A 21415-nucleotide genomic window follows, 5' to 3' on the forward strand; every position below is an offset into this window, starting at 1 on the left:
GATGGGTGGGTGTCGGACGCCCAACGTCGGCGGGCGCCTGCCGGGCCGAGGTCCGGATGGCGTGCCGGGGGACGTGAGCGGGTCGACGTCGCCCATCGTGCTCCTCCTGCTCACCCCAGGGGAAGCCTTCGTGCCCGAAGGGCTCAGGGGAGTCAGGAGGTGCTGCTGGCCGCCTGGATGCGGATCTCGAGTCCAGCGATGAGCAGGTCCAGGCCGAAGTCGTACTCGGCCTCCACGTCCTCCGCCGGGGCCTCCGCGGCGTCCCCGGGCCCGGGTGGCGGAGCGGCGCCGGGGACGTACTCTCCCGTCTGCACGAGCGGGGCCACATGAGGGAAGCGCTTTTCGGTGATGACCTCGCGCAGCTGATCGACACCCTCCTCGGAGACCCGCAGCTCACCTTCGTCGGCCAGCGAGAGCTCCAGCTCCACCATGGAGGCGACATGCTGGGAGACCACCAGGATGATGCCGATCTTCTCGTCCCGGCTCAGCGGCAGGGACACCATGGCGGCGAGACCGAGGTCAGCTATACGCACGGAGTTGGGCATGAGTACGGAGGCCTGTCCACGGGGGATCTCGAGCAGCCAGGAGTGGGTTCGCCACGCCTCCCGGAGGAGCGAGGCCCACTGGCGCAGCGCCTGCCGCCAGTCGGGGGAGAGGCGGACCTTCTCGGGCAGCTGTGCACCGGCGTCACCCATCAGGCGCAGCAGCTCATCCTTGCCGGAGACGTAGCGGTAGAGCGACATGGTGGTGAACCCCAGGGATTTGGCCACGGCCTGCATGGTGACTGCGCTCAGCCCGTCGGCGTCGGCGATCTCCATGGCTGCGGCGACGATCCGCTCGTGGCTCAGTCCGCGGCTGGGGCCGCGCTGGGGCGTCTCCTGCATCCCCCAGGCCACGGCGACGGCGCGGGGGAGCCCGGTCTCTGTGGTGTCGGCCATGCGCGCATTCTCTCACCTGGACGGCGCACGACCCAGGTATGACTGTGTACGTACTACACTGTGTATGTCATACTCGGTATATGCGATACACAGAACACTCTCATGAAGCGCCCCCTGACAGCACGACACCGCTGATCCAGATCTCCGGGCTGACCAAGAACTACGGGCGGCAGCGGATCCTGGACGGGCTGGACCTCACCCTCCGGCCGGGAGTCCACGCATTGCTGGGCCCGAACGGCGCCGGCAAGACGACCTTGGTCAACATCCTGTCCACCCTCATCCCACACGACGCCGGCCAGGTCCGTGTGCTCGGCCTCGACCCCGCCACAGACCGCCGCCGGATCCAGCGGCTCATCTCACTGACCGGTCAGCACGCCGCCGTCGACGAGAGCCTGACCGGTTGGGAGAACATGCTGCTCATGGGCCGGCTCTTCGGGCTGAGCAAGGACCGGGCCAGGGCCCGCGCCGAGGCCCTGCTGGCCCGATTCGAGCTCACCGAAGCCGGAGGGCGTCGGGCCAGCACCTACTCCGGAGGGATGCGCCGCAAGCTGGACATCGCGGTCGGCCTCATCCCCGAACCGCGGCTGATGTTCCTGGACGAGCCCACCACCGGCCTGGACACGCGCAGCCGGCAGGCCCTGTGGGATGAGATCACAGCGCTCGCGGAGCAGGGCACCTCGGTGTTCCTCACCACCCAGTATCTGGAGGAGGCTGATGTGCTGGCCGATCAGATCGTGGTCCTGCACGGCGGGAAGATCGTCGCCGGCGGCACCGCCGAGCAGCTGAAGGCCCGCGTCGGCGGCTCCACCATCGAACTGCGCGACGCCGCCGGCCACGTCCTGGAGGAGATCCCCACCGGCGGGGAGGTCAACGACGTCGCCCGCACCCTTCGGGAGGTCGCTGCCCGTCGGCCGGAGCTGCGCGTCACCGTCCGTCGTCCCACCCTCGATGAGGTCTTCCTCCAGCTCACCGGTGCCCACGCCCGGCCCGGCGGCGGCGCCGACACGGCGCACCACCCCCACCACGAGGAGGTTCCGGCATGACCACGCTGACTCAGGAGCGGCACCGCACGGCTCCGCTCCCAGACGATGACGGCGGCGCACCCGGTGCCGGGCTGCTCAGCAGCATCGGCCTGTTCACCCTGCGCAGCCTGCGGCATTCCTTCCGCGACGCCGAATCCGTGCTGATGGCCGTGCTGCTGCCGGTGATGCTGATGCTCGTCTTCACCTTCGTGCTGGGCGAGTCGATGGCGGTCGGTGATGGCACCCGCGCCGACTATCTGGCCTTCGTGCTGCCCGCGATCGCCCTGACCACCGCCGGATTCGGTGCTTCCTACACTGCCGTCGTCGTCAGCAACGACGTCACCACCGGTTTCATGGATCGCCTGCGGACCATGCCCTTTCCCGCGGTGAGCGTGCTGCTGGGGCACACGGTCTCCTCGATGGTCCGGAACCTGCTCGCCACCTCCGTGGTGCTCCTGCTGGCGTTCGCGCTGGGGTTCCGCACGGAGGCGAGTGCGCTGGAGCTGGTGGCAGCGGTGGGTCTCATCGCGATGTGGATCCTGGTGATCACCTGCGTCTTCGCCCTGCTGGGGCTGGTCTCCGGGTCCGCTGAGGCGGCCAACGGCTACGGCTTCATCCTGTTGTTCCTTCCCTACGTCTCCAGCGGCTTCGCTCCGGTGGAGTCCATGCCGAGCTGGCTCCAGGGGTTCGCCGGGCACCAGCCGATGACGCCGATCATCGACGCTTCCCGGGCTCTGATCACCGGGGGCGAGGTCGGCTCGGACTGGTGGATCGGGACACTGTGGTGCATCGGCTTCATCGTCATCTCGGTGTGGATGACGGCGATGGTCTTCCCACGGAAGGTCGCGCGCTGAGGATCGGTCCGGGAGGCGAGCCCTGCACAACGGGGTGCGACTCAGCGAGGATGGACCCGTGCAGATCATCATCCTTCCCGACTCCACGGCCATCGGCGTGTGGGCCGCAGGCCACCTCATGCGCCGGCTCGCCGACGGTCGCCTGCGGGTTCTGGGCGTGGCCACCGGATCCTCCCCGCTGCCGGTCTACGACGCACTCGCTCAGCGCCTTCCACACTCGGGAGGCAGGAACGTTCGTGCGGACGCCGAGTCAGATGAGGATGCACGGGCAGCGGCGAGCCTGACGGCCTTCGCCCTGGATGAGTATGTCGGGATCTCCCCGGACCGGCCTGAGAGCTACCACGCCGTCATCCGGGGGGAGGTCACCGAGAAGCTCGGGCTGGACCCCGCGCGGGTGCATGTCCCGGATGGCACGGCGGGGGACCTGGAGAAGGCCTGCCGTGAGTACGAGCAGCTGATCGCCGAGGCCGGGGGAGTGGACCTGCAGATCCTCGGCATCGGTGCGACCGGCCATCTGGGGTTCAACGAGCCGTCATCCTCGTTCAGCTCCCGCACGCGGGTCAAGACGCTCGCCCCGCAGACTCGGCGGGACAACGCCCGGTTCTTCACCTCGGAGGAGCAGGTGCCGCTGCACTGCGTCACCCAGGGGCTTGGCACCATCATGGAGGCCTCCGAGCTGCTGCTGGTCGCTTACGGGGAGCACAAGGCTCCGGCGGTGGCCCGCGCGGTGGAGGGACCGCTGACCAGCATGTGCCCGGCTTCGATCATCCAATGGCATCAGGACGCCGTCGTGCTGCTCGACGAGGCGGCCGCCTCGCAGCTGGAGCATCTGGACTACTACCGGCATGTCCAGGAGCACGACCTGCTGCCCGACCAGGACTGATCGTCCGGGACGGCCGGCGTCCACGGCGGCGTCAGCTCGTGGCGGCGAACTCCCGGGCCAGCTGGGCCGCCAGACCCGTGTACTGGGCAGGGGTGAGCTCCTTCAGGCGCGCCTCTGCGGCAGGGCTCAGGCCGAGCCCGGTGACGAACTCCTTGAGCTTCTCGGCGTCCACGCGACGCCCGCGGGTCAGCTCCTTGAGCCTCTCGTAGGGGTTCGCCATGCCCTCGGTGCCGGCAATGGCCTCGGCCCGCATCACGGTCTGGATGGCCTCGCCGAGCACCTCCCAGTTGGCGTCGAGGTCGGCGGCGATGGTCTCCTCGGCGACGGCGAGCTGCGTGAGCCCCTTGGTCACATTGCTCAGCGCGAGCACCGAGTGGCCGATGCCGGTGCCGATGTTGCGCTGCCCGGAGGAGTCGGTGAGGTCGCGCTGCCACCGTGACTCCACGAGCGTGGCGCCCAGCGAGTCGAGCAGGGCATTGGAGATCTCCAGGTTGGCCTCGGCGTTCTCGAAGCGGATCGGGTTCACCTTGTGCGGCATCGTCGACGAGCCTGTGGCGCCGGCGACGGGGATCTGGCGGAAGAACCCGATGGAGATGTAGGACCAGATGTCCACACACAGACCGTGCAGGATGCGGTTGAACCGGGCGATGTCCGCGTAGAGCTCGGCCTGCCAGTCATGGGACTCGATCTGGGTGGTCAGCGGGTTGAACGTGAGGCCCAGCTTCTCCACGAAGCGCTGGGCCAGCGCGGGCCAGTCGAGACCGGGGGCGGCGGCCAGGTGCGCGGCGTAGGTGCCGGTGGCGCCGTTGATCTTGCCCAGGTGCTCCTGAGCCTCCACGCGGCGGAGCTGCCGGGTCAGTCGGTGCAGGAAGACGGCGATCTCCTTGCCCAGCGTGCTCGGGGTGGCGGGCTGGCCGTGGGTGCGGGAGAGCATCGGCACCTCGGCGGCCTCGGCGGCCAGGTCGCCCAGGCCCTTCAGGGCCGTGCGCGCGGCCGGCAGCCACACCTGCTCGACGGCGTCACGGATGCCCACTGCGTAGCTGAGGTTGTTGATGTCTTCGCTGGTGCAGGCGAAGTGCACCAGAGGTGTCAGCTTGGCCAGGCCGAGGGCGTCCAGCCGACGGGAGATGAAGTACTCCACGGCCTTGACGTCGTGGACGGTCTCGGCCTCGATGGCGGCCAGCTCGGCAACCTCCTCCGGACCGAAGTCCGTGACGATGCCGCGCAGCCCGGCCACCTGCTCCTCACTCAGGCTCGGCAGCCCCTCCAGCGCCTGCTCGGCGCAGAGATGGATGAACCACTCCACCTCCACATGGATGCGGTTGCGGTTCAGCGCAGCCTCGGAGAGATGGTCGATCAGCGGCGCAACGGCGGAGCGGTAGCGGCCGTCGAGGGCGCCGAGTGCGATCTGCGGCTCGGCCGCCGCGAGGCTGACGCGGTCCTGGTGAGCGGACAGTGGCGTGGACACGGCAGGGGAGGAGACAGAGTTGGCCATGGCTGACATTCTTCCACGACTCGCGCACCCCGGTGCAGGAGCTGTTCCTCCACAGAGAGCCCGTCCAGACCGTGACGCGCCCGGAATGTCCACAGGGGTTCTCCGTAGCGAGCGAGGAGCCGGGCAGGAGCATAGCGTCGGAGCCATCACCGTGGTCATCACCGTGGTCGCCGTCATCGGCGGAGCGTCCCGCCCCTGGGGCCGTCCGCTCTGCCGCCGACTCGCGGCCCTGTCCCGAGGAGCTTCCGTGTTCAGCGCAGCCGCCGCACACCTGGACCGCACCGCCGCGATCTACGACGGCGTGGCCGTGAGATACCAGCGCGCCGCAGACCAGGGCACCGGTCATCGCGCCCAACTGGTCCTGGCACGCGACGTCGTGCAGTGGAACTCCCAGGCGGGGGACGCGTTTCGGGCGGTGCTGGACCTTCTGGTGAGCGACAGCACCGCGGTCCAGGAGGAGGCCGCCGCCCTGGCCGGTGAGGCCACCGCCATCGCGGGGGTCCTTCGTGAGTGGGCCCAGGTGGGCCGCAGCCTCGCGGCCGTCCTGGAGGCGATCACCGGTGCCGATGTGGCTGGCGTGGCGGGGGAGGCCCTGCTGCGGCGGGCGCGTGCCGCGGTCGAGGACGTCACCTCCCTGGTGAGTTTCATCCAGGACTACGGAGGCCTGCCTGCAGGCCTCCGGGAGGCCGTCTCCGAGGTCCTGCACTCAGACTGAGGCCTGCCGCGCCACAGCTCGCCGCAGAACGTCATCGGCTGCACCTGTCATTTTCCTCGGACCTGTCTGGTCCGACCACCGTCCCTCAGGAGCCACCATGGATCCCTCGTCCCTGAAGCCCACGATCACCGGACCGCTTGTTCCGGCGCGGACCCACCCCGGATCATTCACCACCCAGGTCACCGGCGGTCCGACCTGGACGGAGGTCTTCTGGGAGACGCTCATGGAGTCGGCGGCGCATCTGTCCCGTGCGCGTGAGATCTCGGACACCCAGTCCGCCGACATCGCCGCCAACAACACGCTGCTGATGACCCCGCTGGCCTCGGCTCCGCATTGGCGCATCCCGCTGCTGGGCGTGCGTGGGGTGGTCCTGGCTAGCCGGATCGTCCTCGTCGGGGAGATGGTCCAGGCCTATCTGCACGGAGTCCAGGCATGCCATGACGCCTACCGTGACGCGGAGTCGCTGGTCCGTCGCTGGCTGCAGCTCGCGCGCCTCCTCGAGGAGACACCCTACGTCGTGGGGCAGGGAGTCCAGGGGGACACCGGGCTGGTCGGCGACTGGGCGCGCAGTGTCGGGGTGCTGGGCGGCAGGGAAGCGATGCGGGTGCTGATGCTCACGCTCTCCCGGGGTCGTTCAGGTCTCGGGGGTGCGGGCAGGCAGGGGCTCGGCAAGGCCTGGGATCGAGCCTCGAGCACCGGCTTCCTGGCGATCGAGGCGCTGAAGGAGAACGACGGCCTGAGCACCTACGAGATGGACCGGCACCTGCTGGAGCTGCGTGGTGAGACCGGCCGGTTCATCCATGAAGGAGACGGCACCCTGCATTCCTGGTACGCGCAGATGCAGGAGGTCCCGTCGCAGGGCGACCTGGCTGTCACCTCGGTCGCCGACGATGACGGCGGCACCACGTATCTGGTCCACCTTCCGGGTCTGGACATGGATGTGACAGACATGAACCGCGAGGATGGGCGGGGTTATCTGGGGCTGGTCGACGCCGTGTTCAACGACGCCGAGCAGGTCAGCGAGGCGGTGGACCAGGCGCTGCAGGCCGTCGGAGCCGAGGAGGGGGACGCCGTCGCCCTTTCCGGCTACAGCCTGGGCGGGATCGGTGCGTCCAATGTGGTGCGCAACGGCCGGTTGGGGCAGAAGTACGACCTGCTCGCCGCCACGAGCCTCGGGGCCCCGGGGCAGCAGGGGAGCTACCCTCCGGGGACGCAGACCTCCACGACCCACATTCAGGATCGCCGTGATCCCGTCCCGCACATCCTCGGGGAGCACCAGGGCACCGGAGCGAACCGACAGGTGATCGATGTCGCCCACCACAACGAGGACCTCGACCTCGAGGGCCTGTCCCTGTTCGGCGACGCCCATTCCTATGAGCACTACCTGGACATCGTCGAGGAGCTCGAGGCAGACCCGCAGGAGCACCTCGGCGAAGACGGTGACACGCTCCTGCGTGACTTCGCGGAGCTCTACGACGGCGAGGCGGAGACCGTCGTCTTCGAGACCGGGTGGAAGGAGGACCCAGATCACGAGGTGCACCACCCCTTCCAGAAGGAGTTCTGGGAGGAGCCCGATCTCGAGGAGATCATGCAGGAATCCCTGGACGGCCTGGGCATGTCACGCATCGGGGACGTGTTCGGGCCGCTGACCCCAGTCGATTCCCCGGCAACCGCTGAGGCCGGCTCCACCGGGAAGGCGCCGGAAGCCACGGCGGCCGAGGGCGCGCACGAGGTGAGAGCTCCTCTGGCGCAGGAGACCACCACGGCACAGGAGAGCGCCGCTGGGCAGGAAGAGAGGCCGGGGCGGGAGGCCCAGCCGCTGTCCCCCGGCCTCCTCGGACCGCGCGTGCGGGGGCCGGGCCATCCGGAACTCGACATCCCGAACCTGGACATCCCGAACCTGGACACCCCGGGGGTCCCGTGGGCGGAGGTGGAGATGCCAGTCCATGTCCACGGGGCGCAGAGCCGGTGAGCAGGGCCGGTGAGCAGGGCCCGCAGCGGCGTCAGGCCGGTCGAGCGGCCGGTGCCATCAGAAAACGGTTCAGCAGGGCAGAGACCACCGCGACGATGACGGCGCCGAGGATGGCATCCCAGAAGAAGGAGTCCACCACGAAGCTCATCGGGAAGAAGGAGGTGACCCAGGCGGTGAGCATGAGCATCGCCGCGTTGATGACCACCGCGAACAGGCCTAGGGTCAGGCAGGTGATCGGCATCGCGAGCAGGGAGAGGACCGGTTTGATCACGGCGTTGATGATGCCGAAGACCGCGCCGACGAACAGATAGGCCAGCAAGGTCATCCCGATCTCGTCTCCGACGCCCTGGACACCGATTCCGGGCAGGAGGAGAGCTGCTGCGCCCAGAGCGCAGGCATTGAGCACGATCGCCAGTAGGATTCTCACGAGGACGATCATCTCATGACAGAGATGAGAGAACCCTGAGAGGACCATGCCATCCATGAGCACTACTGACCACGACACCGCCCGAGTGGCTCACGGGCTGACCCGCAGCGTCGCGGGCTCGGTCACTCCGCGTCCCGCGCTGTCACTGCTCCCGGTCTATGCCGCGGGGAAGCCCCCTCGCCCGGCCGAGGGCCTCACGCCCTACAAGCTCTCCTCCAACGAGAACCCGCTGGGCCCCGTGCCCGCGGTGGAGCAGGCGCTCGCGGACGTGGACACCGTCCATCGGTACCCGAACCCGGGCGCCGAGGCGCTGCGGGCCGTGCTCGCCGAGACTCTCGAGGTGCCGGAGGAAGACATCGTCACGGGCACCGGGAGCCTCGGCGCCCTCACACAGATCATCAACGCCTTCGCGGGCACCGGCCCCGACGGAGCGGCCGACGAGGTGCTCTACGCCTGGCGGTCCTTCGAGGCCTATCCGATCGTCGTGCGCACGGCCGGGGCGAGGGACGTGGCCGTCCCCGTCACCGAGGATGGTCGGCACGACCTCCCCGCGATGCTCGCCGCCATCACCGACCGCACACGGGTGATCCTGCTGTGCACCCCCAACAACCCGACCGGCCCGGCGCTGCGGCATCAGGAGGTGGTCGACTTCCTGGCCCAGGTGCCGCGCGACGTCGTCGTCGTGATCGACGAGGCCTACCAGGAGTTCGTGCGCATCGACGACCCGGTCGACACCCTCGCGCTCTACCGCGAGCGCCCCAATGTCGTGGTGCTGCGCACCTTCTCCAAGGCGCACGGGCTGGCGGCGCTGCGGGTCGGCTACTCCATCGCCTCGCAGGAGGTCACCCAACATCTGCGCAAGGTGGCGGTGCCCTTCGGCGTCTCCACTCTCGGAGAGGTCGCGGCGATCGCTTCGCTCAGAGCCCTGGACGAGGTGACCGCCAGGGTGCAGAATCTTGTACAAGAACGACAAAGAGTCCGGAACGCCCTGCTCGAGGCTGAGTGGAACGTTCCGGACGCGCAGGGCAACTTCATATGGCTGCCGTTGCGGGACCATGCAGGCGACTTCGCCCACGAGGCCGGGCTCCGTGCCCTCGCCGTGCGGGCCTTCGACGGTGACGGTGTACGAGTCAGCATCGGCGAATCCGAAGCCAACGATCGGCTCATCGAGTTGTGTAGGACCTACACACGGAAGAGCTGACGGCAGCTGACAGAATGAACGGTGGCCCACCCTGACGCCACCGGAGAGGAGCACGCCGTGCAGCCCATCCAGCTGCTCGCGCCCGACGGAACTCTTGCCGAGCACGAGGTGTACAGCCCGTACATCTCCCAGCTCGGCGAGCAGGACCTGCGCGATCTGTATCGACTCATGGCCACGGAGCGGCGCATGGACGCCGAGGCCACCTCACTCCAGCGCCAGGGCCAGCTCGCCCTGTGGGTGCCTGCCCTCGGGCAGGAGGCCGCCCAGGCCGGGACCGTCTCGGCGCTGAGGTCCACGGACATGATCTTCCCGACCTACCGGGAACATGTCATGGCCCTCCACCGCGGCATCCGCCCGGACGAGCTCATCCAGCTCTTCCGCGCCACCGCTCACAGCGGGTGGAACCCCCACGACCACGCGATGAACACCTACATGGTGGTGCTCGGGGCCCAGACGCTGCATGCCGTCGGCTGGGCGATGGGCATCCAGCGCGACGTCGCGGCCGGGGGCACCGATCAGGGTCCCGGCGCGGATGAACTCGTCCTGGCCTGCCTCGGCGACGGCGCCAGCAGCCAGGGCGACGTCCACGAGTCCATGGTCTTCGCCAGCTCCTACGAGCTGCCGGTGCTCTACTTCATCCAGAACAACCACTGGGCGATCTCCGTGCCCGCCTCGACCCAGTCCCGGGGGCCGCTGGCCGACCGGGCCGCAGGCTATGGCTTCGAGGGCGTGCAGGTGGACGGCAACGATGTGCTGGCCAGCTACGCGGTCGCCGCCCACCTGGGCGGCCAGGTGCGTCAGGGCGGTCCGAAGCTCATCGAATCGATCACCTACCGCATGGGCGCCCACACCACGGCGGACGACCCGAGCAAGTACCGCAGCTCGGAGGAGGTCGAGTCCTGGAAGGCCAAGGACCCGATCGAGCGCTATCGACGGTGGCTGCAGGCCGCGGGCCATGCCGATGAGACCTACTTCTCCGAGGTGGACCAGGAGGCCGCTGACGTCGCCGCCGACCTGCGCCGCGCCGTCCAGGAGCTGGAGCCGCTTCCGCTGGAGGAGGCCATGGACGCCGTCTACGCGGAGCCGCACCGTCAGGTCGAGACCGACAAGTCATGGTTGAAGGAGTACGAAGCCGGGTTCGCCGAGGACGGCGCGCCGGCCCGTGGAGAGGGTGGGGCTCGATGACATTGATGAACCATGGGCAGGCCCGCCGGGCGGACTCCCACCCGGCCTCGCCCCGCAGCTCACGGCACGGATCTCGCGGCGGGCGTGCCGCCGAGCCCACTCCGACATCTCCCGACGTCGCCGTCCCGCCCGGGGAGGAGGAGACGGCCGATCACGGTGCCGACACCGGCGAGCAGCCGGCGCCTCCCCGTGAACTCGTGCTGGCCAAGGCGATCAACGCCGCCCTGCGCGACGAGCTCACCGAGGACGCCAAGACCCTGCTGATCGGGGAGGACATCGGCGCCCTGGGCGGCGTATTCCGCGTCACTGAGGGCCTGCAGAAGGAGTTCGGCCCGCAGCGGGTCGTCGACTCCCCGCTGGCCGAGTCAGGCATCATCGGCACCTCCATCGGTATGGCCATGCGCGGCTACCGCCCAGTGGTGGAGATCCAGTTCGACGGATTCGTCTTCCCTGCGTTCAACCAGATCACCACCCAGCTGGCCAAGATCCGAAGCAGGACCCTGGGGAAGGTGGCGGCTCCGCTCACCATCCGCCTGCCCTACGGGGGTTCCATCGGTTCCATCGAGCACCATTCGGAGTCCCCGGAGGCGCTGTTCGCGCACACGGCCGGACTGCGGGTGATCACCCCCTCCAACGCCCACGACGCCTACTGGATGACCCGCCAAGCCATCCGGTGCGACGACCCGGTGATCATCCTCGAGCCGAAGCGGCGCTATTGGCTCAAGGGCCTCGTGGACTTCTCCACCCCGGCCCAGGACGCCTTCACCGCGCAGGTGGTGCGTGAGGGGACCGATGCGACCATCGCCTGCTACGGGCCGCTGGTGCCGGTGGCGTTGGCTGCGGCGCAGGTCGCCGCAGAGGACGGCAGAAGCATCGAGGTGGTCGACGTCCGATCGATCAGCCCGCTCGATGATGAGACCATCGCACGATCCGCGGCGAAGACCCAGCGGCTCGTCGTCGCGCACGAGGCGCCCACCTTCGGCGGCTTCGGCGCAGAGATCGCCGCCCGGGTCGGTGAACGGGCGCACCACCGGCTGGCCGCGCCGGTCCTCCGAGTCGGAGGCTTCCACATGCCGTATCCGCCCTCGCAGCAGGAGCACCGTTACCTGCCGGACATCGACCGCATGCTGGAGGCTGTGGATCGCAGCTTCAGCTACCCGCGCCGCTGATCCTGGACCCCTGAGATTCGAGGAGAGACTGAGCATGGTCGACACCTTCAACCTGCCTGACGTCGGCGAGGGCCTCACTGAGGCCGAGATCGTCTCCTGGCGGGTGGCAGTGGGGGACACGGTCGAGGTCAACGACATCGTCGTCGAGATCGAGACCGCCAAGTCCCTGGTGGAGCTTCCCATCCCGTATGCGGGGCAGGTCGAGGAGCTCGTCGCAGAGGAGGGCGAGACCATCGAGGTGGGCAGTCCGCTGATCCGCATCACCGCGGCGGGCTCCGGCGCAGAATCCTCCGGCGCAGAATCCTCCGACGGCGGCGCGGAGAGCCCGGGCACGGAGCAGGGTGGCTCGGGCTCCGGAGATGCGAAGGGCCCGGACCCCGCGCAGGAGGTCACCTCGGACACCACCCCGACGGCCCCGCAACGGACCCCACAAAAGGACGCGCGGAAGGACCAGAAGAAGGCCGGCGGGGAGGACGCTCTGGTGGGTTCCGGCCCGAAGGCCGACTCCGCCCGGCGCCGGCCACGGACCAGGTCCACCGCCCCGGACCTGGTCGACGTCACAGACCTGGGCCTCACCGACACCGTCCCTGCTCCGGCGTCGAGCACCGGTGCACCCGACATCGGGGATCTGGTCGCCAAGGCCAGCCCGCCGGTGCGGGCACTGGCCAAGCGTCTCGGCGTCGCAGTCTGGGAGCTGGTCGGTTCAGGCGGCAACGGGAAGATCACCCGCGACGACGTCGAACGTCGCGCGCGCCAGAAGAACGGCGAGAAGGCCCCGCCGCCGTCGACCCCGGCGGAGCCGCCCTTCACCGGGCTGCTGCGGGAAGGCCCACGTGACGAGGATGTGCAGGTCCGCGGCGTGCGGAAGGCCACGGCGGCCAACGTGAGCGCCTCGGCCTCGCAGATCCCGCACGTCTCCGTGTTCAAGGAGATCGACGTCACCCGCACCATGGAGCTGCGCACCGTGCTGAAGAAGGACCCCAGCTATGAGGGTCTGAGCGTCTCGCCTCTCCTGTTCGCCGCCAAGGCGATCATCTGGGCGGCACGCCGCAACCCGCAGGTCAACGCCACCTGGCATGACACCTACTTCACAGTGCGCAACTACGTGAACCTGGGCATCGCGGCGGCGACTCCGCGCGGACTCATGGTGCCGGTCATCCACGATGCCCAGACCTACAGCACCAAGGGGCTCGCCGCGGCGATCACCCAGCTCACCGTGGACGCCCGAGACGGCAAGACCGCCCCGGCGGACATGCAGGGCGGCACGGTCTCGATCACCAACATCGGCCCGCTGGGACTCGACGGCGGCACCCCGATCCTGCCTCCCGGTCAGGCCGCGATCGTCGCCCTCGGGGCGGTCCGGCGCAAGCCCTGGGTGGTGGACGAGCAGATCGTCCCGCGCGATGTGATGACCATCGGAGGCTCCTTCGACCACCGGCTCATCGACGGAGAGCACGCCGGTCGCTTCATCAGCGACGTCGGCGCGGTTCTGGAGCAGCCGGGTCTGCTGCTGGAGTGAGGTGGGCGGTCTCGCCGAGCGGCAGCGTCGCCTGCTGCTCGTGCGGGGCCGAGCACACGCTCAGCGGAGGACTTCGGTGACCCGCTGAAGGGTCACCGGGACCTCACCGACGTCGATGCCCAGGCTGATCGTCAGCGGCTCGCCGTCCAGCAGAATCTCGGACCGGTCGACACCGGTGGCGGCTCGCGCCGTGGCGTCGAGCTGCGTATAGATCTGCCAGGACTCGCAGGTGCTGCGCACCGCCGGCTGGCCGCTGAGCTCCACGGTGACGACGTCGCCGTCGACGGCCACCGTCTCGACTTCAAGGTCATCCGAGATCGCCAGCGGGTTCCGGAACGCCGGCTCCCCGTGATGGTAGTGCTGGTCCTGCAGGAGGAACTCGACGGCCGCCTGGGCGGGGTCGTCGGTCACCATCGGCACCGTGGCGATCACCGAGACGGTGTCGTCACAGCCGAAAGGGGCGGTCCGGGCGACCTCGGTCTGCTGGACGCTGCCGGCCTCCTCCTGGATCTCCACCTGCCCGTCCTCGCTGATCGGGGCGTTGACGCTGTGGCCTTCGGGGCTGACGAGCCCGATGGGCAGGCGGACCGAGTCATCGGCCTCGTGCTCCGGGACAGGGATCGCCTGCTCGGGATCCTGAGGGGAATCGTCCTCGTCTCCCCCGCATGCCGCGAGCAGGAGCGTCGCGGCCGCGGCGACGCCGCACAGGCGGTGGGATCGGCGGATGGTCATAGATGCCAGAATACGAGCCGCGGCAGGGTTCGGCGAATCCGCGGGTCCGACCGTGTGGATGCCTTCAGGCACGCAGGGGTCCGGAGGAGGAGGGCGGGCGGGGGCCGGAACGGGGGATGGCCCCCGCCCGCGGGCGAGAAGGAAACCGGGTGCGTCTCAGGGGTGGGATGACGCTCAGCCGGTCAGCAGCCCTTCTCGCGGGGCAGAACACGACGCCCGAGGGAACGGATTCTCAGACGTCGATTTCTGTCGGGCGGGAGACGAGGGGGGGGGGTGTCTCCTCGACGCTTCACAGTGTGAAGGTCGGCCCGCACCCCATATTCCTCCGCCCGAGAGCCCCTGTCAATCCGCGCGCGGGGCCTGGTGGGAGGGCTTCTGGAGACCTTCGTCACCTGGGCTTTCGGCGGAGACGACGCGCTGGGCCGCGGGGCCCATGAGGCCTGTTCTCAGCATGCGGTCCCACGGTGCATCAGTCCCCCCGGCGCGGCGGGGGAGCGATAGGCTGGGGTCATGCCGATTCGCAACCGACGTGCCGCCGCTCTGCCTGCCAAGCTCTCCCGTTCCTGGTTGCTGATCAACGCGGCCAAGCAGGAGGACTTCGCCCCCGGCCTCGCCAGTGAGGCGGACTCGGTGATCTTCGACCTGGAGGCTTCGGTGCCCGATGACGGCAAGGACGCCGCCCGGGCCGCGGTGCTGGAGGCGCTCAACGGGGGCATGACCGCCTGGGTGCGCATCAGCCCCACCTCCTCCCCCCACTGGGAGGACGACGTCGCCGCGCTCTCCAAGGCGGGAGGCCTGCGCGGGGTGATGCTGGCGGAGACCGAACGGCCTGAGCAGGTCACCTACACCGCCATGCGGCTGAGGGCCGGCACCCCGGTGATCGCCCTGGTGGAGTCCGCGCTCGGCGTCGAGAACGCCACCCAGGTCGCCTCGGCCCCGGGCACCTTCCGCCTCGCGTTCGGCACCAATGACTTCCGCAAGGACGTGGGTGTCTCCGCTGATCCGATGGCGCTGGCGTATGCCCGCTCCCGCCTGGTGATCGCCTCCCGGGTGGGCGGGCTGCCCGGCGCCATCGACGGCCCGACCCCGCCGGACGCCGACGAGGACGCCGTGGCCGCGGCCTGCGCGGTCACCGCCTCGATGGGCATGACCGGCAAGCTCTCGCTGAACCGTGGACAGGTCGACGCCGTCAACCTGGGTCTGAGCCCTTCGGAGGACGAGCTGAACTGGGCCCGGGAGCTGATCACCGCCCATGAGAGCGGTGCCTCCATCGGTGACGGCTCCTATCTGCCGCGTCTGGCCCGTGCCCAGAAGATCGCCTCCCTGGCGGACTCCTACGGGCTCTGGAACGCCTGAGTCATGCAGGACGCCCAGCTGAAGGCCGCCCCGACCGCCGGAGAGCGATACACCCCGGGCCAGCGGCTCCGGCTGATCCTCGTGCTGGGCGTCCTCATCGCCCTCGGTCCGCTGACGGTGGACATGTACCTGCCGGCGCTGCCGGCGATCAGGGATGACCTGATGACCACCGAGGCCGCCGTGCAGCTCACCCTGACCGGCACGCTGGTGGGGCTGTCGGTGGGTCAGCTGCTGATCGGTCCGCTCTCGGACGCGGTGGGGCGCCGTCGTCCGCTGCTGATCGGTGTGGCGGTCCACATCGTGGCCTCCATCGGCTGCGTGCTGGCCCCGGACCTGGCGGCCCTCGGCGGGATGCGTGTGCTGCAGGGGCTGGGTGCCGCCGCGGCCGCCGTCGTCGCGATGGCTGTGGTGCGGGACCTGTTCGTGGGGATGGCGGCGGCGAAGATCCTCTCCCGACTCATGCTGGTGATGGGCGCAGCTCCGGTGCTCGCCCCCACCCTGGGGGGATTCGTGCTGGCGCTGGTCTCCTGGCGCGGGGTGTTCGTGGTGCTTGCGGTGTTCGGCGTGGCGATCATGGTCATGGCCGCAGCGATGCTTCCCGAGACTCTGCCGCAGGAGCGCCGACGTCGGGGAGGCCCGCTCGGCACGCTGCGCGACTGCAGCCGGCTGCTGCGCGACCGGCCCTATGTGGGGCTCATCCTGGTGGCCGGGCTGGCGATGGCCTCGTTGTTCGCCTACGTCTCCGGCTCATCCTTCGTCTTCCAGCAGGTCTACGGGCTCGATGAGCAGCAGTACGGGGTGGTCTTCGGGCTCGGCGCGGTCGGGCTGATCATCGCCACCCAGTGCAACGTCCGACTGCTGCGCCGCTTCGGGCCCGCGCAGATCATGACCGGCGCCCTGCTCGGCGGGACCCTCTCCGGACTGGGACTGCTGCTGTGCGCACTCACCGGCTTCGGCGGGCTGGTCGGGCTCCTGGTGCCGCTCTGGCTGGTGCTCGCCGCCTGCGGGCTGGCGCTGCCCAACGCGCCCGCCCTGGCGCTGTCCCGGCATGGCGAGGCGGCAGGCACGGCCGCGGCGCTACTGGGTGCGGTCCAGTTCGGCGTCGCCGCCGCGGCAGCTCCGCTGGTCGGAGTGTTGGGCACCGGGGCGACCTCCATGGCGGTGGTGATCGCCGGCGGGATGGCGGCGGCCACACTCGTGGCCCTGCTGGTGGTGCGGCCCTGGCAGGTGGAGGCCGCGCCCACCGGCGAGGGGACCGTCCCCCACTGAGCCGAGCTGCTCCGCCGACCGGAACGTCCTGATCAGCCCGGGTGCCGGTGCTCCTGTCACGCGTTGAACGCGCCTCTGCCTGCCGGTACATTGTGGTGAGACCCGGGTCACGGCCTGTGACCGTCGGGTCTCACCGACGGACGGTTCCAGGACCGGCAAGGAGGCGTGATGGGCAGGGAGACATTCACCGGCGACGTCGCATTCGAGGTTCGAGGTCATCTCGGGATCATCACGCTGAACCGTCCCAAGGCGATGAACGCCCTGACCCAGCTGATGTGCGAGTCGGTGCACATCCAGCTGGAGGAGTGGGCCTCCGACGACGACGTCGCTCAGGTCCTGGTCCGAGGCGCGGGGGAGCGGGGGCTCTGCGCCGGCGGTGACGTCATCGGTGTCTACCGCGACATGGTCGAGCATCAGGAGCGTGACGGCGGTCCGCTGTTGCCGGACGGGACTCCCGCCTACCGGGCGCATTTCGCCACCGAGGATTTTTGGGCAGTCGAGTACCGGATGAACCTGCTGATCGCGCAGTACCCCAAGCCGTACATCGCGCTGATGGACGGGCTGGTGCTGGGCGGCGGGATCGGGATCTCCGCCCATGGGTCGCACCGGATCGTCACCGAGCGCACACGGGCCGGCATGCCGGAGACCACCATCGGCTTCTGCCCTGACGTCGGAGGCTCCTACCTGCTGGGCCATGCGCCGCGGAAGGTGGGGCTGCACGCCGGGATGCTGGGCGCACACCTGGACGCCGCCGATGCGATCCACGCCGGCCTGGCGGACACCCGCATCGACTCAGCCTCCATCGATCGGCTGATCGCCGAGCTGACCAGCGAATCGGCGGACGAGGTCCTTCCCCAGTTCGCCGTGGACCCTGGCGACTCCTCGCTGGGGGCGGCCGAGTGGATCAACCATGTGTACTCCGGCAATGACGTCGACATCATCTTGGCCCGCCTGGACGGGGTCGCCGGTGAGGTGCCTGAGGCCGCCGAGGCTGCGGCCGAGCTGCGTGCTCGGTCCCCGCTGTCGGTGCGCGTGGCCCACCGGGCGATCACCACGGCGGCCGAGCTCTCACTGCGTGGGGCGCTGATCCAGGAGTACACGGTGGGAATGCACATGCTGCGCTCCCACGACTTCCGGGAAGGCATCCGCGCCCAGCTGGTGGACAAGGACCGCAGCCCCTCCTGGAACCCGGCCCGCCTGGCCGACGTCGACGACGACCTGCTCGACCATTTCTTCACCCCGGTGCCCCACAAGATCTTGGAGCTGCCCCATGACTGATCCGACGTACACCACCATCAAGGTCTCCTCCGCCAAACGGGTCGGGAAGATCCAGCTGAACCGGCCGGCGGCGCTCAACGCGCTCAATGCCGAGACGATGGAGGAGGTGGTCACCGCGGCCGTCGCCTTCGACGCCGACCCGGACATCGGGGCAATCCTCCTCTCCGGCTCGCAGAAGGCCTTCGCCGCGGGCGCGGACATCAAGGAGATGTCCGAGCAGTCCTTCACAGACATGTACGCCGCCGACTGGTTCCGCCGCTGGGAGGAGCTGACCCGGCTGCGCACCCCGGTGGTGGCCGCCGTCTCCGGCTACGCCCTCGGCGGCGGATGTGAGCTGGCGATGATGGCGGACATCATCATCGCCGGCACCAGCGCGAAGTTCGGTCAGCCGGAGATCAACCTGGGAGTGATCCCCGGCATGGGCGGCTCACAGCGACTGACCCGCTCCGTGGGGAAGGCCAAGGCGATGGACATGGTGCTCACCGGTCGGCACGTCGACGCGGAGGAGGCCGAGCGGATCGGCCTGGTCTCCCGCGTGGTGCCTGACGGAGAGCTCGACGCCGAGGCCAGGACGGTGGCCGAGCTGATCGCCTCGAAGTCGAAACCGGCAGCGCAGATGGCCAAGGAGGTCGTGGCGGCGGCCTTTGAGATGCCGCTGGCCAGCGGACTTCAGTTCGAACGCCGGATCTTCCACTCGTTGTTCGCCACCGAGGACCAGGCCGAGGGCATGGACGCCTTCGCGAACAAGCGCAAGCCCAGCTGGAAGCACCGGTAGCTCAGCCGGAATCATCCTTCCGACTGATCCGCGTCGCCGCCTTCGACCGGCGGCAGTCTGCCGTGAGTCGGGCACTCGGTGGTGCCGCCGTCGTGATTCCTCCCGGTGGCGCTAGTGTTCGGCCGTGGCACCGCGTGCGCGGGGCTCTGGAGCGAGGATCTGGACAATCACACACCAGCAGGACGCTGGAGGGGAGAAGCATGACGCACGGACGTGAGCAGGCGGGAAGCACCGAGTCGCCGGAGGTCTACGGAAGCTTTCGGGAGCGTCCGGCCCGGGACTATGAGCTGGGCGCAGGGCTGAGGCTGCTGCGCGAGGTCAGCGTCGTTCTGGGGGCGTTGCCCGTGGTGCTGATCGCCTGGCACGCCATGAACGGCCCGGACCGGGTGCCGGTGCATTTCGGCTTCGACGGCACGGTGAATCGTGACGGTTCGCCCTGGGAGCTGTTCTGGACCGCACTCCTCGTCTGGGGGACCTGTGTGCTCGGCATGGCGATCCTCTCCCGCCACCCACGGCTGTTCAACTTCCCCCAGGTGCTCACCAGCGAGAACGTCCAGCGGCTCTACCGGCTGGGGGAGACCTCGCTGATCTGGCTGGCCTTCGCCGCAGCGCTCATGGTCTGGGGCATCGCCGGGTCTCTGGGGTACCCGACGTTCTGGCTGCTCTGGGTCGGTCTCGGGGTGATGACGGTCGCCGTGGTGCTGCTCGTCTGGCGGTCCGCCACCACCTGAGGCGCTCAGGACATCCGTGGCGCATCACCTCCGGAAGGCTGGCAGCTCGGCGTCGCGGAATTCTTCGACCCCCCGCTCGCCGCCGCGGCTCTCCTCAAGCGCGCGGAGCTCCACGCGGCGGATCTTCCCGGAGATCGTCTTGGGCAGCTCGATCCGCTCGATGCGTCGGATCCGTTTGAACGGCGGCAGCTTCTCCCGGCAGGAGGTCAGGATCGACGTCGCGGTCTCCGCGGTCCATTCCCAGCCGGCGGCCAGCACCACATACGCCTTCGGCACCGCGAGTCGCAGCTCGTCCGCGGCGGGCACGACGGCGGCCTCCGCCACCGCCGGGTGCTCCACCAGCACCGACTCCAGCTCGAAGGGGGAGATCCGGTAGTCGCTGGACTTGAAGACATCGTCGCTGCGGCCCACATAGGTCAGTACTCCGTCCTCGTCTCGGCGGACCACGTCCCCGGTGTGGTAGAGCCCGTTCCTGAACACTTCGGCAGTGCGCTCGGGGTCTCCCGCGTAACCCTTCATCAGGCCCACCGGGCGAGCAGGTCCGGACTGTTCGGCCCGCAGGCACAGCTCGCCCTCCTGGGCCTCCTCGCCGGTGCGTGGATCGATCAGCACCACGTCGAAGCCCGGGAGCGGACGGCCCATAGAGCCGCGCACCAGCGGCTGGCCAGGAGTGTTGGCCACCTGGAGGGTGGTCTCGGTCTGCCCGAAGCCGTCGCGGATGGTGCATCCCCAGGCGCGCTCCACCTGGTCGATGACCTCCGCGTTCAGCGGCTCCCCGGCGGAGACCGTCACCCGGGGCGGGCGGCGCAGCTGGGTCAGGTCGGCCTGGATGAGCATCCGCCACACGGTGGGCGGCGCGCAGAAACTGCTCACTCCGTGGGCGTCCATCTGGGTCATCAGCTCGGTGGCGTCGAAGCGCGCGTAGTTGTAGATGAAGATCGTCGCCTCCGCGATCCACGGGGTGAAGAAATTCGACCAGGCGTGCTTCGCCCAGCCGGGGCCGGCCACGTTGAGGTGCACGTCCCCCGGCTGCATCCCGATCCAGTAGAGCGTGGACAGATGCCCCACCGGGTAGGAGGTGTGGGTGTGCTCCACAAGCTTGGGCAGCGAGGTGGTCCCGGAGGTGAAGTAGAGCAGCAGGGTATCGTCGGCGCCGGTCGGCTCGCCGGGAGTGAACGTCGCCGCCGCCTTCCGGGCGGCCTCATAGTGCAGGACAGTGCGCGGAGCACCTGACGGCGCATCGATCTGCGGCGCGGGCTCGTCAGGAGTGCGTGCCCCGGGCACGTGGATCAGCGTCAGCTCGCCCTCGACGTCTCCGAACTTCTCCAGATCTGCCGGGCCCGCCGCGGCCCAGCGGGCTTCGCCGCGCCTGACCCGGTCCTGCAGGTCTACGGGGCCCATCTGGGTGGCGGTGGGGATCAGCACAGCGCCGAGCTTGATCCCGGCGAGCATCAGCTCCCACAGCTCGACCTGGTTGCCCAGCATCAGGATCATCCGGTCCCCGCGGGACATCCCCTGGGCGGAGAGCCAGTTCGCCACCCGGTTCGAGTCGGCGCTCAGCTGCGCGAAGGTCCGTCGGAGCACCGTGCCGTCGGCCTCAGCGATCACCAACGCCTCCTGATGGGCGCGTTCCCCTGCGGCGATGCCGTCGAACCAGTCCAGGCCGAAGTTGAAGTGCTCGAACCGGGGCCAGCGGAACTCCTCACAGGCGCGGGAATGGTCCTGCTGGAGAGCGACGAGTCGATCGCGGGCCTCACGAAGCCCTGCGGCCGCGTCGCTGCGGGTGGACGTGTCTGTGGTGCTCATGTGGGGGAGCTCCTCCTCGGGGGAACGGTGCAGGGGGGGGGCAGGGCCCTGAGGCGCGGGCCGACCCCGCCAGCGTACGACACCGCCC

19 protein-coding genes are annotated in these 21415 nt (G+C 69.4%); 14 read left to right on the top strand and 5 right to left on the bottom strand.

Annotated elements, in window-relative coordinates; genetic code table 11:
• Positions 1 to 152: 152 nt before the first annotated feature.
• Positions 153 to 938: a TetR/AcrR family transcriptional regulator gene (locus tag ODE13_RS08530; RefSeq protein ID WP_179541887.1), complete on the bottom strand. Its 786-nt coding sequence runs from the start codon at positions 936 to 938 to the stop codon at positions 153 to 155.
• A gap of 80 nt (positions 939 to 1018) precedes the next feature.
• Between ODE13_RS08530 and ODE13_RS08535 the strand changes: the two genes are divergently transcribed.
• Genes ODE13_RS08535 through ODE13_RS08545 form a run of 3 tightly spaced genes read left to right on the top strand, consistent with a single transcriptional unit; the run spans position 1019 to position 3697 of the window.
• Positions 1019 to 1981 (top strand): ATP-binding cassette domain-containing protein, encoded by a 963-nt coding sequence (locus ODE13_RS08535; RefSeq protein WP_322478890.1) that lies wholly within the window; start codon positions 1019 to 1021, stop codon positions 1979 to 1981.
• Positions 1978 to 2814, top strand: coding sequence for an ABC transporter permease (locus ODE13_RS08540; protein WP_322478891.1), 837 nt, complete (start codon positions 1978 to 1980; stop codon positions 2812 to 2814). Before ODE13_RS08535 ends, ODE13_RS08540 begins: the two co-directional genes overlap by 4 nt.
• 58 nt (positions 2815 to 2872) lie before the next feature.
• Positions 2873 to 3697: a glucosamine-6-phosphate deaminase gene (locus ODE13_RS08545; protein ID WP_416210617.1), complete on the top strand. Its 825-nt coding sequence runs from the start codon at positions 2873 to 2875 to the stop codon at positions 3695 to 3697.
• A gap of 31 nt (positions 3698 to 3728) precedes the next feature.
• On the opposite strand, the gene purB is transcribed toward ODE13_RS08545, so the two are convergent.
• Complete coding sequence (gene purB, locus ODE13_RS08550; RefSeq protein ID WP_322478892.1) at positions 3729 to 5192, bottom strand: adenylosuccinate lyase; 1464 nt, start codon at positions 5190 to 5192, stop codon at positions 3729 to 3731.
• A 151-nt stretch (positions 5193 to 5343) separates the two neighbouring features.
• On the opposite strand from purB, the gene ODE13_RS08555 reads away from it, so the two are divergent.
• A complete protein-coding gene (locus ODE13_RS08555) occupies positions 5344 to 5907 on the top strand; it encodes a hypothetical protein (protein ID WP_322478893.1) in 564 nt (187 codons plus the stop codon).
• Between the two features lie 97 nt (positions 5908 to 6004).
• Positions 6005 to 7879, top strand: coding sequence for a hypothetical protein (locus ODE13_RS08560; protein ID WP_322478894.1), 1875 nt, complete (start codon positions 6005 to 6007; stop codon positions 7877 to 7879).
• A gap of 31 nt (positions 7880 to 7910) precedes the next feature.
• Here ODE13_RS08560 and ODE13_RS08565 read toward each other — a convergent pair whose 3' ends face one another.
• Entirely contained in the window at positions 7911 to 8306 is a 396-nt protein-coding gene (locus ODE13_RS08565) for a phage holin family protein (protein WP_322478895.1), read from the bottom strand.
• A 55-nt stretch (positions 8307 to 8361) separates the two neighbouring features.
• On the opposite strand from ODE13_RS08565, the gene ODE13_RS08570 reads away from it, so the two are divergent.
• Genes ODE13_RS08570 through ODE13_RS08585 form a run of 4 tightly spaced genes read left to right on the top strand, consistent with a single transcriptional unit; the run spans position 8362 to position 13380 of the window.
• Entirely contained in the window at positions 8362 to 9507 is a 1146-nt protein-coding gene (locus ODE13_RS08570) for a histidinol-phosphate transaminase (protein WP_322478896.1), read from the top strand.
• 21 nt (positions 9508 to 9528) lie between these two features.
• The gene (locus ODE13_RS08575) at positions 9529 to 10692 is read left to right on the top strand and encodes a thiamine pyrophosphate-dependent enzyme (protein ID WP_322478897.1); all 1164 of its coding nucleotides are present in this window, start codon (positions 9529 to 9531) and stop codon (positions 10690 to 10692) included.
• A complete protein-coding gene (locus tag ODE13_RS08580; protein ID WP_322478898.1) occupies positions 10689 to 11861 on the top strand; it encodes an alpha-ketoacid dehydrogenase subunit beta in 1173 nt (390 codons plus the stop codon). The genes ODE13_RS08575 and ODE13_RS08580 overlap by 4 nt, the downstream gene beginning before the upstream one ends.
• 34 nt (positions 11862 to 11895) lie before the next feature.
• Complete coding sequence (locus tag ODE13_RS08585) at positions 11896 to 13380, top strand: dihydrolipoamide acetyltransferase family protein (protein WP_322478899.1); 1485 nt, start codon at positions 11896 to 11898, stop codon at positions 13378 to 13380.
• 60 nt (positions 13381 to 13440) lie between these two features.
• Here ODE13_RS08585 and ODE13_RS08590 read toward each other — a convergent pair whose 3' ends face one another.
• Positions 13441 to 14112, bottom strand: coding sequence for a GerMN domain-containing protein (locus ODE13_RS08590; RefSeq protein ID WP_322478900.1), 672 nt, complete (start codon positions 14110 to 14112; stop codon positions 13441 to 13443).
• Between the two features lie 510 nt (positions 14113 to 14622).
• On the opposite strand from ODE13_RS08590, the gene ODE13_RS08595 reads away from it, so the two are divergent.
• The 5 genes from ODE13_RS08595 to ODE13_RS08615 all read left to right on the top strand — a co-directional run bounded on the left by ODE13_RS08595 (position 14623) and on the right by ODE13_RS08615 (position 19521).
• Entirely contained in the window at positions 14623 to 15468 is an 846-nt protein-coding gene (locus tag ODE13_RS08595; protein WP_179541898.1) for an HpcH/HpaI aldolase/citrate lyase family protein, read from the top strand.
• A gap of 3 nt (positions 15469 to 15471) precedes the next feature.
• Complete coding sequence (locus tag ODE13_RS08600) at positions 15472 to 16737, top strand: multidrug effflux MFS transporter (RefSeq protein ID WP_322478901.1); 1266 nt, start codon at positions 15472 to 15474, stop codon at positions 16735 to 16737.
• A 168-nt stretch (positions 16738 to 16905) separates the two neighbouring features.
• Entirely contained in the window at positions 16906 to 18015 is a 1110-nt protein-coding gene (locus tag ODE13_RS08605; RefSeq protein ID WP_322478902.1) for a 3-hydroxyisobutyryl-CoA hydrolase, read from the top strand.
• The gene (locus tag ODE13_RS08610; RefSeq protein WP_322478903.1) at positions 18008 to 18790 is read left to right on the top strand and encodes an enoyl-CoA hydratase; all 783 of its coding nucleotides are present in this window, start codon (positions 18008 to 18010) and stop codon (positions 18788 to 18790) included. The genes ODE13_RS08605 and ODE13_RS08610 overlap by 8 nt, the downstream gene beginning before the upstream one ends.
• A gap of 200 nt (positions 18791 to 18990) precedes the next feature.
• Positions 18991 to 19521 carry a DUF1648 domain-containing protein gene (locus ODE13_RS08615; protein ID WP_322478904.1) on the top strand — a complete coding sequence of 177 codons (531 nt, stop codon included), beginning with the start codon at positions 18991 to 18993 and terminating at the stop codon, positions 19519 to 19521.
• 24 nt (positions 19522 to 19545) lie between these two features.
• On the opposite strand, the gene ODE13_RS08620 is transcribed toward ODE13_RS08615, so the two are convergent.
• Complete coding sequence (locus ODE13_RS08620) at positions 19546 to 21327, bottom strand: AMP-binding protein (RefSeq protein WP_322478905.1); 1782 nt, start codon at positions 21325 to 21327, stop codon at positions 19546 to 19548.
• Positions 21328 to 21415 lie beyond the last annotated feature (88 nt).

It is taken from the genome of Nesterenkonia sp. HG001, from assembly GCF_034438835.1.
GTDB classification, from domain to species: domain Bacteria; phylum Actinomycetota; class Actinomycetes; order Actinomycetales; family Micrococcaceae; genus Nesterenkonia; species Nesterenkonia xinjiangensis.

Bases quoted from the DNA above. Each gene is read 5' to 3' on its own strand.
- ODE13_RS08530 (WP_179541887.1), bottom strand. From the start codon at position 938: ATGGCCGACACCACAGAGACCGGGCTCCCCCGCGCCGTCGCCGTGGCC.
- ODE13_RS08535 (WP_322478890.1), top strand. From the start codon at position 1,019: ATGCGATACACAGAACACTCTCATGAAGCGCCCCCTGACAGCACGACA.
- ODE13_RS08540 (WP_322478891.1), top strand. From the start codon at position 1,978: ATGACCACGCTGACTCAGGAGCGGCACCGCACGGCTCCGCTCCCAGAC.
- purB (WP_322478892.1), bottom strand. From the start codon at position 5,192: ATGGCCAACTCTGTCTCCTCCCCTGCCGTGTCCACGCCACTGTCCGCT.
- ODE13_RS08560 (WP_322478894.1), top strand. From the start codon at position 6,005: ATGGATCCCTCGTCCCTGAAGCCCACGATCACCGGACCGCTTGTTCCG.
- ODE13_RS08570 (WP_322478896.1), top strand. From the start codon at position 8,362: ATGAGCACTACTGACCACGACACCGCCCGAGTGGCTCACGGGCTGACC.
- ODE13_RS08580 (WP_322478898.1), top strand. From the start codon at position 10,689: ATGACATTGATGAACCATGGGCAGGCCCGCCGGGCGGACTCCCACCCG.
- ODE13_RS08585 (WP_322478899.1), top strand. From the start codon at position 11,896: ATGGTCGACACCTTCAACCTGCCTGACGTCGGCGAGGGCCTCACTGAG.
- ODE13_RS08590 (WP_322478900.1), bottom strand. From the start codon at position 14,112: ATGACCATCCGCCGATCCCACCGCCTGTGCGGCGTCGCCGCGGCCGCG.
- ODE13_RS08595 (WP_179541898.1), top strand. From the start codon at position 14,623: ATGCCGATTCGCAACCGACGTGCCGCCGCTCTGCCTGCCAAGCTCTCC.
- ODE13_RS08600 (WP_322478901.1), top strand. From the start codon at position 15,472: ATGCAGGACGCCCAGCTGAAGGCCGCCCCGACCGCCGGAGAGCGATAC.
- ODE13_RS08605 (WP_322478902.1), top strand. From the start codon at position 16,906: ATGGGCAGGGAGACATTCACCGGCGACGTCGCATTCGAGGTTCGAGGT.
- ODE13_RS08610 (WP_322478903.1), top strand. From the start codon at position 18,008: ATGACTGATCCGACGTACACCACCATCAAGGTCTCCTCCGCCAAACGG.
- ODE13_RS08615 (WP_322478904.1), top strand. From the start codon at position 18,991: ATGACGCACGGACGTGAGCAGGCGGGAAGCACCGAGTCGCCGGAGGTC.
- ODE13_RS08620 (WP_322478905.1), bottom strand. From the start codon at position 21,327: ATGAGCACCACAGACACGTCCACCCGCAGCGACGCGGCCGCAGGGCTT.